At 55.1% G+C, this 13,125-nt stretch carries 11 protein-coding genes; 3 read left to right on the top strand and 8 right to left on the bottom strand.

The annotated features are described in order from the left end of the window. Window positions 1–135: 135 nt before the first annotated feature. The 3 genes from AC16KF_RS16070 to AC16KF_RS16080 form a co-directional block, all read right to left on the bottom strand. The gene (locus AC16KF_RS16070) at window positions 136–771 is read right to left on the bottom strand and encodes a methyltransferase family protein (protein ID WP_484038362.1); all 636 of its coding nucleotides are present in this window, start codon (window positions 769–771) and stop codon (window positions 136–138) included. 15 nt (window positions 772–786) lie between these two features. Beyond that, a complete protein-coding gene (locus tag AC16KF_RS16075; RefSeq protein WP_484038363.1) occupies window positions 787–3,318 on the bottom strand; it encodes an ATP-binding protein in 2,532 nt (843 codons plus the stop codon). A gap of 252 nt (window positions 3,319–3,570) precedes the next feature. Further along, the gene (locus AC16KF_RS16080; RefSeq protein WP_484038364.1) at window positions 3,571–4,218 is read right to left on the bottom strand and encodes an FHA domain-containing protein; all 648 of its coding nucleotides are present in this window, start codon (window positions 4,216–4,218) and stop codon (window positions 3,571–3,573) included. Between the two features lie 225 nt (window positions 4,219–4,443). On the opposite strand from AC16KF_RS16080, the gene AC16KF_RS16085 reads away from it, so the two are divergent. After that, a complete protein-coding gene (locus AC16KF_RS16085) occupies window positions 4,444–5,442 on the top strand; it encodes a serine/threonine protein kinase (RefSeq protein ID WP_484038365.1) in 999 nt (332 codons plus the stop codon). Here the strand turns inward: AC16KF_RS16085 and AC16KF_RS16090 are convergent. From AC16KF_RS16090 to AC16KF_RS16100, 3 genes are all read right to left on the bottom strand, one after another. Beyond that, window positions 5,414–8,164 (bottom strand): glycoside hydrolase family 3 N-terminal domain-containing protein, encoded by a 2,751-nt coding sequence (locus AC16KF_RS16090; RefSeq protein ID WP_484038366.1) that lies wholly within the window; start codon window positions 8,162–8,164, stop codon window positions 5,414–5,416. The two genes, AC16KF_RS16085 and AC16KF_RS16090, sit on opposite strands and share 29 nt — an antisense overlap. A gap of 67 nt (window positions 8,165–8,231) precedes the next feature. After that, a complete protein-coding gene (locus tag AC16KF_RS16095) occupies window positions 8,232–8,984 on the bottom strand; it encodes a glycerophosphodiester phosphodiesterase (protein WP_484038367.1) in 753 nt (250 codons plus the stop codon). 68 nt (window positions 8,985–9,052) lie between these two features. Then, a complete protein-coding gene (locus AC16KF_RS16100) occupies window positions 9,053–10,390 on the bottom strand; it encodes an ATP-binding protein (RefSeq protein WP_484038368.1) in 1,338 nt (445 codons plus the stop codon). A gap of 134 nt (window positions 10,391–10,524) precedes the next feature. On the opposite strand from AC16KF_RS16100, the gene AC16KF_RS16105 reads away from it, so the two are divergent. Both AC16KF_RS16105 and AC16KF_RS16110 read left to right on the top strand, forming a co-directional pair. Then, entirely contained in the window at window positions 10,525–11,217 is a 693-nt protein-coding gene (locus tag AC16KF_RS16105; protein WP_484038369.1) for a glycosyltransferase family 2 protein, read from the top strand. Between the two features lie 95 nt (window positions 11,218–11,312). Beyond that, window positions 11,313–11,636: a hypothetical protein gene (locus AC16KF_RS16110; RefSeq protein ID WP_484038370.1), complete on the top strand. Its 324-nt coding sequence runs from the start codon at window positions 11,313–11,315 to the stop codon at window positions 11,634–11,636. Between the two features lie 359 nt (window positions 11,637–11,995). Here AC16KF_RS16110 and AC16KF_RS16115 read toward each other — a convergent pair whose 3' ends face one another. Beyond that, window positions 11,996–12,250, bottom strand: coding sequence for a hypothetical protein (locus tag AC16KF_RS16115; RefSeq protein ID WP_484038371.1), 255 nt, complete (start codon window positions 12,248–12,250; stop codon window positions 11,996–11,998). 32 nt (window positions 12,251–12,282) lie between these two features. Next, window positions 12,283–13,125, bottom strand: a complete 843-nt coding sequence (locus tag AC16KF_RS16120; RefSeq protein ID WP_484038372.1) for a DegV family protein — start codon at window positions 13,123–13,125, stop codon at window positions 12,283–12,285.

The following is a 13,125-nucleotide window of genomic DNA, read 5'->3' on the forward strand; positions in this document are numbered from 1 at the left end:
AAACGAGTTCACGAATATTTCGTAAAGGCGCCGAAAAAGAGCCTCACCGCTGATCTGAAAGAAAAATCTGCGTTATTCAGCGCGCATCGCGGTCAGCGTCCCGATTTTGAAAGTGTAAGGTAATCAATCTCTTTCTTATACCTTATCCGTCGATTGCGGTTCTAAAACGAGAGGAGAACGCGATTTGTTCCTGCCAAATTTCAAGCCGGGAATGAGCATAGGCGTACTCGCCCGGTATTTCGCGTACTCTTCGCCGAACTCGCGGAGCAATTTTCGCTCCTCGAAATAAATGCCGACGCGAATATACGCGGTCAGCGAGAGGTAGGCGATCAACAAGTTCATCGTCATCACCGGCGTCAGCCAGAGGAAAAAGAGGAAGTACGCGTAAAAGGGATGCCGCACGATCGCATACGAGCCGCTTCCAACCAGTTTACGCTCGCTGGGGAGTTCAACCAATTGTCGCAAGCCGATGAAATACAAGATACCGTAATGATACAGAGCGGTGAATAAACAAGCGGCGAAGAACACCTGCCCGGCGATCATCAGCTGCATGAACGGAGCCGGGACGCGATACAGCAATCGGCTGGGGAGTGTAAACAACAGGATGGGAATCGGCAAAAAGGTCAGCGCCGCAAAGACGTTGAAAGCGAGGCGGTAGAACTTCATGAAGCCATCGCCCAACGCGCGGCGGATCCATTCCTTGACCGCAAAAGTTGAATTGACCGAATGAAAGAAGCCCCAAAACGCAACCGCTACGATGATCCAGAACATAAGACAGCGCGGCTGTTACTCAGCCCCAAATGCGGGGAGTTCGAGCAAGCCGCCGCCGGAGTTCACGAGATAGTAGGGCATCCAGCCTACGCCGAATAGATTCACATACACATCGGTCTTTTTGGGGTTGACGGTCACTTCAGTCGATTCGCTGGCGGCTCTTCCCCAGCGTTCAGTGATCTCCGCTTCGATCTGTTCACGCTGTCTTTGAAGATCGTCGATATCGTTTTTAAATTGTTGAATGGCTTCCTCCGACTCGCGCACATCTTCCTTTGCGTTCTTCGCCATTCGGAACTTTGAGACCGGCGTGGAAAGACTCTTTTTACGTCCCAACCCGAACAAGCCTGCCACAGCTTCCACTCCGTTTAGCCCGGCTTCGATGTTGCGGTTTCTCGCATCTTCTTGATCCTGGCGGAGTTCGCGTTCTTCCCGGTAAATTTTGTCTTCGAGAGTTTTTATCTTTTTATCGATCGCGGAGGTTTTCTTCTCGAGTTCGGCGTCGCGCAACGCGCGCGCCGCGTCGGAGCAGGCGGTCATGAATTCGGCTTGAGTCACATCGGGACCGGCGAATACTTTCAACGCTTGGTTCGCGCGGGCAGTGACGGATGAATTGCGGAAGACCCAATCGGTGAAATCTTTTTGCAAGGCGGTCATCAATTTGGCGTCGTTCAGCGGCGCATCCACTGTGCCGAATTTTGTGGAGGGCGCGGGAGATGTGTCCACGTTATCCATCGGTTTGCCGGTAGCCGCGTAATCCTCCCAGCGGACAGTGCCGCGCTTTTCGGGCGAGGCGACAACCGCCGTGCGCGCGATCTCGCTGTTCACGCCGAGTTTGCGGTCGAGGATGCGGATCTGGGCGGACGCCAGCAACGCCGGCTTGTACACGATGCTTTCGATCATCGCTTCGGAGGGCGCGGGTTGATTCGCGGCTTTGAACGCTTCGGGCAGGCTGAGGTTTTGCGGGAGGAAATACTCTCGGATCGTTGGAGGGATGGAGGGCTTGGTGGAGGAGAATTGGGAATTGGAGGTTGGAGACTGGAGATTGGAGACTGGAGATTGTCTTTGCGGGGCAGACGCCATGAAAGATGGTTGAGGCGTAGAAACAGTTGAGGAGGGCGAGGCAGGCTGACCCTGAGTCGGAAGCGAAGCATCCGCATTGGCGAGTTGATTCAATGCGGGAATTTGAGTCCGCGTGATGGGACCGGCGAGAAAGTTCATCACCCAGCGTGTTTGCAATAACTCCGGCGCTTTGGAGTGGACGTTATGCAAGACGAACACGCGCTTGCCGAGCGATGAAATTAATTTATCGAAGATACCGCGCGAGACGCCGCCCGCCGCGCTTTCAAGCCCGTCGAGCAGTCTGTTTTTATCTTGATCGGTTTGCAGTTTGCCGATGAACCACGTGCCGGCGTTGGACAAGCCTTTGTAGTCCACATCCACCGGGTTTTGCGTGGCAAGCAATAAGCCAAGCCCGAACGCGCGCGCTTGTTTTAACATGCGAAGCAACGGCTGTTTGGAAGGCGGGTTGCCGAGCGGAGGCAGATAGCCGAAAATTTCATCCATGTAGAGGAGCGCGCGGAGGGAGGTTGCGCCGCTTTGGGTGCGCATCCATGTTTCGACGGCAGAGAAAAGCAGTGTGACGAAGAACATGCGCTCGGCGTCGGAGAGATGCGCGAGATAAAAAATGCTGTGACGCGGCTTGCCCTCTTTGGTATAGAGCAACGCGTTGACATCCAGCGATTGACCTTCGCGCCAAGCCTCGAATGCGGGCGCGGCGAGGATGTTGTTCAAGATCATCGCCAAGTCCATGCGGTCTTTGGCGGGGAAGAAAGTGTCCACTGGGAACGCGCCGAGTTTATCGAACGGCGGGGTTTGCGTTTGCAAAATTAATTCGGTGAGTTCAACGTCTTTGCCTTGACTCCACGCGTTCTCGAAGATGTTGGAAAGCAAAATGTGTTCGCGCGAACGAATGGGATCAATGTCATTGATGCCAACGAGTCCGAGCAGGGCTGTCACTGTGCTTGCGATTCGCTCGCGCAGGGTTTCGCGGTTATCCTGCCATGAGATTTCAGGCGCGGCAAGCGATGACAACACGCTGACAGGGATTCCCGAATCGGAGCCCGGTGTAAAAACGGAAAATTGCACAGAATTTTTCAAGGCGAGCACGCGCTCCGGAGTCATCCCCCACTCTTTCAAGCCATTGCGCCACGAAGTGGACGCGTCCGTTGCGACCTGTTCGAGAGTCTTGCCGGAACGACGCGCCAAATCTGCATCGATCCACGGTTGAAAATCTTGCGGAGCAAGTTCGGGGAAGTGCAAAATTAAATTGGTGAGATCGCCCTTCGGGTCGATGATAATAGCGGGGATGCCCTGCAACGCGGCTTCTTCGAGCAGGGCAACGCATAAACCGGTCTTGCCGGAGCCGGTCATGCCGGTCACGACCGCATGCGTGGTGAGATCGGCGGGATCGTAATTGATATTCTTCGCGGTTACTTTTTGCGTTTTCGGGTCGTACTCGCGTCCAAGATAAAAATTTGAGTCTGTCATTCAATGTCTCCTAATTTTATGTCATGCTGAGCGGAGCGAAGCATCTCTCCTCTCGCCAGAAATCTTCTTGGAGCAACATAGATTCTTCGTCGCTCCGCTCCTCAGAATGACATGATTCCATCACAATAAATAGAACGAACGTGCTGATAGTTAATGTACTCTATTTTATAACGAATGACAAGGAAGCCTAATTAAAAAATCCTGTGACTAAAATTCACCACAGGTTTTTTTGATTGGTATGAATCGAATAGGTCATGTTGACGGATTATCCAATCGGATTCCGTGACCGCGCACCGTGTCTATGTATTGGTGACCCGGGTCGAGCGCGGCGAGGCGTTCGCGCAGGCGGCGCACCAAGGCATCCAACGCCTGATCAGACACGCCCGCAGATTGATCGTCGCTCCACACCGCCGTCACCAGATCGGGACGGCTGATCACTTGTCCCTGCGTATCGTACAACAACCACAGCAAGCGGAATTGTTGAGCGGAAAGCGGAGGCTCGAGTTCCTGCTGGCGCACCCACACGCGGCGCGATTTTTGATCGATCATCAATCTGCCCGGCTTGCCGCCATCCAGCAGGGGCATGGTGGCGTCGGAGGTGAGGTAGGTGAATTGCTGGGCAATTCCCACCGCCAGACGGTCGCCATCCTGCAACATCACAGGAGCCGAAAGCATGATGCCGTTGTGATACGTTCCGTTCTTACTCCCCAGATCCTCGAGCATCACCCCTTCGTTGGTCGGCGTCATGCGCGCGTGGAAGCGCGAAATCTGCCGGTCGGCAACAACCACATCGCACGTAGATTCGCGCCCCAGCACAACGGTCTGACTTAACTGCCAGCGTTTGCCTTTGAGCGGCCCATCCTCGGCGATCAATAACGGATAATCTTCTGTTTTTTTCATGAAACTTTTATCGACTTTGGATGTCAGGTAGATAAATCGAGTTTATAATACGCGCCAACCTGGTTCGAATCGACGGACTAGCGTCGTCTGGAATATAGCATAAACAAGCGTTTCTGTGCAGAACCAACGCCGAATTGACTCTGCGAGAGACGTCTCTTCCACAGTACCTGTTCGCTCCGTAGTTGCAGTACGGGGTCGACACACGAATAACTTTAAGGAGAAAGTTTGCTCCCACCCCTGAAGAGCGGGGAGGTCTTGCGCAGTCGCTACAAAATCCGAGAACGCATCGGACAAGGCGGCATGGGCTCGATCTATCTCGCCGACGATACACGCCTAAAAGGGCGCGAGTGCGCGTTGAAAGAGGTTGAATACGACCGCGCGCTCCCGGAAAAAATACGCGAAGAAGCCCGCGAACAATTTTTGCGCGAGGCAACCATATTGGCGCGTCTCGATCATCCCAACCTGCCGAAAGTATCGGACTTCTTCTCGAACGGGCCCCGTGATTATCTGGTGATGGACTATGTGCCAGGCAACGACTTGCGCCACATGATGATCGAAGCGCGTCGCAAACATCACTTCCTGCCCGAAAAAGAAGTGCTTGCCTGGGCGGAGCAGATCGCCAGCGCGCTCACCTACCTGCACGGGCAAGAACCGCCCATCGTCCACCGCGACATCAAACCCAGCAACCTCAAACTCATGCCCTACGGCTTGATCAAACTTGTGGATTTCGGCTTGGTGAAAATTCTCGCCCCCGAAGAAGTGACCATCACCATCATTCAAGGACAGGGCACGGCCTTGTACACTCCGCTCGAACAATACGGCGGAAGCGATGTGCATACGGACATCCGCTCGGATATTTACGCGTTCGGCGCCACGCTGTATCACTTGTTGACAAACGAATCGCCTGCCGACGCGCGCAAACGCTTCCTCTCCCCTGAAAGCCTGGTTCCCATTCGGGAGATCAATCCCCACGTGTCGCAGAAAACCGAGAAAGCCATCCAATGGGCAATGTCTCTTCACCCCGACGAACGACCGCCGTCGGTTGACGAGTTCCGCAAAGCCCTGCTTGGGTTCAGCGAATCGCCGAGCAATCCCCTCCTGCCCTTGCGCCGTCCGCGTCCTGAAACCGTGTCAGATTATCTTGGCAACCCAACGGAAACGACGCTCGCATGGAGCGCGGGGGTGCTTTTGCTCGTTAGCTTGCTCGCGACCCTTGCCCGTTGAACCAACGCATCCAAACCCAAGCCGTCAATACCCCCGCAACTTCTCCGCCAAAGATCAAAATCAACACGCCAAACGTGCCGCCGCTGGAGGCGATCCAATCCGCCGCGCCAGGGAAACCGAGCGCGAGATAGTTATACGATAACAAGCCGCCGATCACCGCGCACAACGTGAAGCGTAACGCCCAACGAGTGGCAATCAAATTATTCGCCGCCCAGAATACCAGCGCGGCGCCGCCCACCAGCGCCAGCAAGCCCAACATCCACCCGCCGAGGCGAGGATACCCCTCCGGCGTAACAAGGTCGTTTTCCGCCGCCGGCGTAGGCGAGGGAAGAGTCGCAGTCGGCGTCGCAACTGTAGTGGGAGCGATAACCGTCACCGCTACCCCCGCATCCGACGCGTCGAATTGAAGCGCCTCAGACACCAGCGCCGGCTCGCTCATCACGCGGATTTCCACAAAGCCCGGCTTGTCGATCACGAACAAGGCGCGCGCAATCCCATCCACAGTGGGAGCGTCCACCTGCTGTAAAACTCCGCCTCCCGAATCACGCGTAGACATGGTGAAGCGGGCGATCGTCCCGTCGGGCGTCAGCCGCCCATTGGAATCCAGAATGGGTCCGGCGCGAACCGCGATCGAATCGCCGATCTTGAAAAGGGGCAAGGGAGTCGCCGGTAGCGCGAGAACATCAGGCGTGGCAGTCAACTCCGGCGCCGAAATATCCAACGCGAGAGGAATCACTTGCGAAGGATTCGGCGACAACGCGGCGATCAAATCGTATCCTACGGCAGGGATGGAGACCGGCGACGCCCCCGGCGCGATCTGTTGAAACAACAAACGGGCGGCGACATCGACGAAGGCGGGTTGTTTGCTATATAGCGAGTAATACGCCGTCAACTTGGAAATATCGGTGGCGTCGAGATAATATGGCGCAGTGAACGAAAACAAGATGATGTTCTTGTTGCGGATCAGGTTTGGGCGTTCGGAAAAAAAGCGCCGCAACAGCGCCAATTGGTTGTTGCTCACATCTGCCAGCGAAACGACCACCCAGGTTGCCCGCTCCAACGCGCTTTCGATATTGGTTTCGCTTTCGCCATTGAGGAGCAACTCCATCTCGCGGAATGAAAACGAATTCATGCGGCTGTTGAATACCTGCGCGCTCCCACCCTGACCGTATAACCGATCCACCGCTTTTTGAAGAGCATCCACCGCCAGCGCGTCTTTCGGAGCGCACGCGCTGCACTGTTGATAGGTGGAGGCGTCTGTGAGAAACACAATGCGGTCGCTTGGGTTCGGCGGAGCCGGCAAGAGCGCGCCTAATTCCTGCGGGTCGGGGCTGATCAGCGTGGCGGCATTGCTCGCCACCTCGAATTTCACCGGTTGCAATTCACCGGTAAAGCCAAGACCCAGGATGGAGGGAATCACATTCGAAACCGAAAAATTGCCGCCGTACAACCCCAATTTTTTCGCGAGGATGCGCGCCACAGCCGCATCCACGCGCTGGGCAAAAGCGGGGTCGTTGACATATTCCTGCGTGAAGAAATCGAGAATTTCCACCGTCGTTTCATGCGTGACATCCGTCCCCAAGTCCGACTTGATGTTCCCAAGATACATCAAGTCATTGCCCGCCTGAAAGGCATCTCGCGCCACCGAGCGCAGTGAAAAATTCTCGCCGCCTTGCGAATAAAAAGCGCGCACCGCGTTGCTCCCCAGGGCATCGCTGACCACCAAACCTCCAGCCTGCCTCCAACCTTGAAACTCCGGCAAGGCAAGGATGGCAGGCAGGGCAGACGAATCCAAACTGACGGGACGCGTTGTCGCCCGGATGTTTCCTTGAAATCCCTGATATCGTATGTGAGAAACCAAAAATCCATCAGCGTGGAGAGCCGGATCAGCCGCATTTGCCACGGCAAAAAATGGAAACAACTCAACCTGTTTCAACGCCTCCAGCGACTTCCGAACCGTTGCTACCTCTTCCCCAAGTTGTCGATCCGAATCGCCGCGCCCTGGGAAGTGCTTTGCGATCACTACCATGCGGTTCTCACTACCATCATGGAGACCTTTAATGAACGCGCCGCCCATCTTCCCCACCCAAAACGGATCGCCGCCAAACACGCTTGCGCCGAGGTCGCTCAACGCCGAGGGGTTGGGCGTTTCCACCACATCAAGAGACGGTCCAAAAATCAAATTGAAACCGATGGCAGATAACTCGGATCCTAGCACAGCCCCTACCTGCTCCGCCTGAGTCGCATTCCATGTCGCGCCGACAGCCATCAACGAAGGTGTGGGCGTTAGCCCGCTCAAGATCTGGTCGCGTCGCGCGCCATCGCCATCCTGCGAAATCCCAACGAACAACGGAACGTACTCATTTGACGCATCGGCGGGCGAGAGCGAGTTGGTCGCCTCCCATTCGAGGTTTTGCAGATCGCTCGCCAATTGATAGGCGCCGGGGACCGTCTCCGGCGCATCGACAAAATTATCGTTCTCCGCCAACAGCACAACGCCCCCGATATGACGATTGACGATCAGGTCGTAGATTTTCGAATCGGGCGCGATACTTGTCCCTCGAAAAGTGACAAGAAACAATTGCCCCACGCGCTCCTGCGGCGTCATCGAATTCAAGATAGCCTGCGCCTGCGACTGGGCGCCCACTGCCGGCACACGCCAGAGCATGGATGAGGCGACAAACGCCGCCAGGAGGCAATGAATGAGTTTCCTCAACTTCATGACGAACGCCCGCCTCTTCTCCCCAAGTGAAGTTGGTTCACACCCTGACGCGTTTTCTTCACGTCTCTCACAGCTCCCCTCGAACTTTGAGCGCCAGTAACGGATCGTCCGTGAAAATTCCATCCACGCCCCAGCGGAACAAGCGACGCATCTCCTCTTCCGCATTCACCGTCCACACGTGGACTCTGCGCTTCATGCGATGGACGCGTTGCACCTGCTGGGGCGAGGTATTCTCCAAATATGGATGTAACGCGTGATAATCCCCAAACGCGAACATAAACGAACGTTGCCAAATCCCTCGATAATCGTTGACCGCCAGCAAGCCGCGAGGCGCGCCCGGCATCAAGCCGCGCGCTTTCGCCAGGTTCTTCGCATGAAAAGAAGAAAAAAGGATCCGTTGCTGAAGGTTGAATTTCTTGACGAGCATGCACACGGTTTCAACAAGATGATCTTTTTTATTGTCGTAATTGGTCAATTCCACGTTGATGAACGAACGCCTGCCAACCGCTTCGAAGACTTCCTCCAACAACGGAATTTTCTCTCCGCGATATTTCTCAGAGAATGACGCGCCCGCGTCTAGTGAGCGAAGTTCAGCCAGCGTTAACTCTTTTACCCGCCCAACGCCATCCGTTGTGCGGTCTACCGTATCGTCGTGGATGACAACGGCATGCCCATCGGAGGACAGCTTTACATCCAATTCAATGGCGTCTGCCCCTTGCGCGACGGCAAGCTCCAATGCCGCAAGGGTGTTTTCCGGCGCGTACGCCGACGCGCCGCGATGGGCAAAAATGACAGGTTGGGGAAGCGATTCGATCATCATAAAAAATATACGGATTACGCAAATGATACTACGAAGCGTAATCCGTAAAAGTTGACGAACAGTTTGGGTTAAATATCCACAAAGTAAGCGCTTGCCGCGCGGTCGAGCATATCCCGCGACATGGCTGGCGGCGCGCCCAGGTAACTTGAAATGTCGAGGATCTGGTCGCATAGGTCGCGCGGATGCGAGGCGCGTAGTTTGCGATTCCGTTTGATGTACCATTCCTGCAACAGGTACGCGAGTCCCTGGTCGTTATATTCCACGCGCTTATCCGAGGCGACGCGCTTGAAGATTTCGCGATACTCTTCGTAACTCGGGTCGCCGATCTCAATCTTGTGCCGCAGGCGGCGCAGGAAGGCTTCGTCCACGAGGTCTTTGGGAGGCAGATTCGTCGAGAAGACGATCGTCACGTCGAAGGGCACCTCAACCTTGCGTCCGTTGTGAAGCGTGAGGAAATCGACGCGGTTTTCGAGCGGCACGATCCAGCGGTTGAGCAGGTCGCGCGGGCGCACCTGTTGCCGCCCAAAGTCGTCGATCAAGAGGATGCCGCCGTTGGCTTTCACCTGAAACGGCGCTTCATAATATTTGTGCACATCGTCGTACACCAAGTCCAAGCCTTCGAGCGTCAACTCGCCGCCAACCACCACAAAGGGTCTGCGAATCTTCACCCAACGCGGATCCCGTCGCTGGCTGGTGCGTAAATTGCCCGTGCTTCCCGTTCCCGAGGAGGAGCCACCCTCCCCTTCCGGCACGAGGCGGTGGCTGACTTGGTCGTAAACTTTGATCACCTGCCCATCGAGGTAGAGCGCGTATGGCACATACAAGACCTGGCTCAATGCAAGATTGCCAAACGCGCGCGCCACACTCGTCTTCCCATTCCCGGGAGGTCCATATAGGAAAATCGACGAACCGGAGTTGAGCGCGGGCCCTAATTTTTGAAAGGTTTTTTCAGAGATGATGAGTTGTGAAAGGATCTGGCGCATCGTCCGCGTGGTCACCGTGAGCCGTCCGGCGCGTTGCCGGCGGATCGCTTCGTTATATACTTCGAAAGGCACCGGCGCGGGACCCGAATATTGACTGCGCTCCAATGCTTCGCGCGCGCGCGCCACTCCCGCCTGGGTGATGCCGTAGGTGTACGAACCTTCGCCCAAGCCTCCCTGCGACGATTTGACTTCGATCAATTTCTCGCGTTTCAGCGATTCTAAAATACTGTCGGTGACCCCTGCAAACGGTAACGCAATGGATTCGGCGATTTTGAACCCGCTCAAAAAACCTTGCGAATAGAGAATCTTGAGGGTCAGGTCCTGCAACCAAAGCGCGGAGAGACCCGTATCTTCCACCGAGTTGATCGGGGGCGGAGAAAACAGCCCGGTGCCCATGTTGGTTTTTCCTAGCGGATTCGTCATACTGCCTCCCACATTGTGATGTGGTCAAAGTTTTTCTGGAGCGCGGCTGAATTATACTGCCGAATGATGGGCGCCATGGACATCAATATTGCATCTGCATTGAAGGCGCAACCCGGCGCCCACGCGAAGTTATAATGCCCTGTATGAATCTCTCTGTTGTTATCCCAGTTTACAATGAAGAACACAATATCCGCGAGATCTTGCGGCGGGTGCAAGCGACCAAACTGGCGAAGGAGATCGTGGTTGTGGATGACGGCTCGCAGGATGGAACCAGGGCAATCCTGAAAAAACTGGACGGCAAGGGGAAAATCCGCGTTATCTTGCATGAGCGCAACAAAGGCAAGGGCGCGGCGGTTGTCACCGGGTTGAATGCGGCGAAGGGTGATGTGTTATTGATTCAGGATGCCGACCTGGAATATGACCCGCGCGACTATCCTGTTTTGCTTCAACCCATCCGCGAGGGCGTAGCCGATGTGGTCTATGGTTCGCGGTTCCTCGGCGGTCCGCACCGGGTAACGATGTTCTGGCATCTTGTCGCCAACAAGTTACTCACCCTGATGACCAATATCTTGTACAACACCATCCTGACCGATATGGAGACCGGCTATAAAGTCTTCCGCCGCAAGGTGATCGAGGCTATGAACCTCCGCGCAAAACGGTTCGATTTTGAACCGGAGTTCACCGCGAAAGTGCTTAAGCGGAATTATCGGATCTACGAAGTGCCGATCTCATTCAATCCGCGCGACTACTCGCAGGGGAAGAAGATCAAGTTGAGGGACGCATTCGAAGCGGTGTGGACGTTGTTGAAGTACCGGTTCGTAGATTAGCCGCCGATCTCGCGCGGCAACACGAAGCGGCAAGGCATCTTAAGTTTGGGTTGCCGTGTTCATGTTGCGATACCAGGAAAGGTATAATCCCTATCGTGAACTTCAGCGTTGAGATCGATAAAGAAATTACCAGGGCTCAGCAAGCCCGCCAGCGTGGTAACGAGGGACAGGCGCGGGTCTGCGCGCGACGGGCGGCGGGAATTGCCGTGCGCGAACACTTGAAGCGCAAAGGCGCTCCATCGTCCAGCCCCAGCGCCATAGATTTATTAAACTTGATCAAAGACGACCCGCTTCTTTCTCCCGAACTCAAACTGATCGCCAGTCACTTGACCCTGCGCGTGAATGAGGAATTCAAACTTCCCGTGAAAGTAGACCTGGTCGCTGAGGCGAAAGTATTCTGTGAAGAACTATTGAAATAACGCCCCTTACGCATTGTGCCGCAGAGTCACAGAGACGTGGAGAAAATCTTTTAGGACGCACGCAGTTGAACCTGTTGCGCCGTAGTTGCACTGCGGCGGCGGCAGTACAACTGCCCGCCGACTGCCTAAGTCCTGTCGTTCTGTTTTTTTCTCTGTGGCCCTGCTTCTGTGTGGCTAGACTGCGCGCTATCAGTGAATCAAAAAAGACCCCGAACACTGTTTCAGGGTCTTTTTAGTTTGGTTTATCGATCATCAATAGATCACGAACATAGTGACCGACACAGCTGCGCTGCGTCGAGACAGGCGACACGATTTGCCCGGCAAATCGAACCGTCGCCCAAACTTTCGTGAAGCACTGATCATATGTGTTTGCGCGCGAGGTGAAAAAACGCGCGGGCAACCGTGATCAGCACCAACAAGCCAGACATCACCCCTCCAAAGACGAGAAACAGTTTGCGCCAGTCCTGAAAACGCAACACGATCGCTTCGCGCGCGGGGAAGCGAAGGCGCTCACGCAGGCGCTGAATCAGGTCTCGCGGTGGAGAGACCGGTTTCAAAGTCCCGGCGAGGTGCTCTTCAAGGTCGATAAAATCATCCTGCAAATTCATCGTCATAGTGTGCGTGCCTGTCTCATCGCAAGCCTTATTTAGGCGGCGGGAATGATAATCAAACCGACGGTGCCCGGCCCGAGGTTGGCGGCAATTGAAATACCCAACTCACCCATCAGCGCTTCGGTGTAGTTGAAATGCTTCTTCGCTTCTTCCAGCAACCCTTCGCCCGATTTGGGGTCGCGCGCGTGCACAACGGCGAGAATGACCGATTGATTGCCATATTCGTTTTTCGCCATTTCAACCACACGATCGAGAGCGGCTTTGCGGGTGCGCACGCGTTCTTCCATTTTCAGGTCGCCATCGCGCAACACCGCAATTGGTTTGACGTTCAATACAGACGCCAACGCCGCCTGCAATGTCTTCACGCGTCCCGACATTTTGGCGTATTCCAGCGTGTCGAGGGTGAGGATGACACGCGAGCGTTTCTTCACATCCTCAACGTATTTCACGATCTCTTCGATACTTTTGCCTGCGCGTTCCATCTTCCGCGCTTCGCGGCAGAGGATGCCGATGCCCAGCGATCCAAGCGCCGAGTCGATGGGGATCACCTTGAACTCGTCCTTCACTTCTTCGGCGGCGGCGATACAGGAAGCGTATGTGCCTGAAAGTTTTGCCGTGATGTGGATCGAAAGGATCGTATCGCCTTTTTGCGCGATGCGCCGATAGAACTCAACAAATTGATGCGGGGAAGGTTGGGAGGTTTTTGGAATTCTTCGGCTCTCCTCAACTAATTTATAAAAACCTTCGTTATCCAACTCCACCCCTTGAAGATAGGATTTTTCACCGAACAAAATATTTACCGGGATTACTTCGATGCCATACTCTTTTCCCCAGGAGGGGATGATATCACCCGCGCCGTCGGTCACGATCCGCAACAT

The organism is Candidatus Defluviilinea gracilis (assembly GCF_057138825.1).

Bases quoted from the DNA above. Each gene is read 5' to 3' on its own strand.
- AC16KF_RS16070 (WP_484038362.1), bottom strand. From the start codon at position 771: ATGTTCTGGATCATCGTAGCGGTTGCGTTTTGGGGCTTCTTTCATTCG.
- AC16KF_RS16075 (WP_484038363.1), bottom strand. From the start codon at position 3,318: ATGACAGACTCAAATTTTTATCTTGGACGCGAGTACGACCCGAAAACG.
- AC16KF_RS16080 (WP_484038364.1), bottom strand. From the start codon at position 4,218: ATGAAAAAAACAGAAGATTATCCGTTATTGATCGCCGAGGATGGGCCG.
- AC16KF_RS16090 (WP_484038366.1), bottom strand. From the start codon at position 8,164: ATGAAGTTGAGGAAACTCATTCATTGCCTCCTGGCGGCGTTTGTCGCC.
- AC16KF_RS16095 (WP_484038367.1), bottom strand. From the start codon at position 8,984: ATGATGATCGAATCGCTTCCCCAACCTGTCATTTTTGCCCATCGCGGC.
- AC16KF_RS16100 (WP_484038368.1), bottom strand. From the start codon at position 10,390: ATGACGAATCCGCTAGGAAAAACCAACATGGGCACCGGGCTGTTTTCT.
- AC16KF_RS16105 (WP_484038369.1), top strand. From the start codon at position 10,525: ATGCCCTGTATGAATCTCTCTGTTGTTATCCCAGTTTACAATGAAGAA.
- AC16KF_RS16115 (WP_484038371.1), bottom strand. From the start codon at position 12,250: ATGACGATGAATTTGCAGGATGATTTTATCGACCTTGAAGAGCACCTC.
- AC16KF_RS16120 (WP_484038372.1), bottom strand. From the start codon at position 13,125: ATGTTGCGGATCGTGACCGACGGCGCGGGTGATATCATCCCCTCCTGG.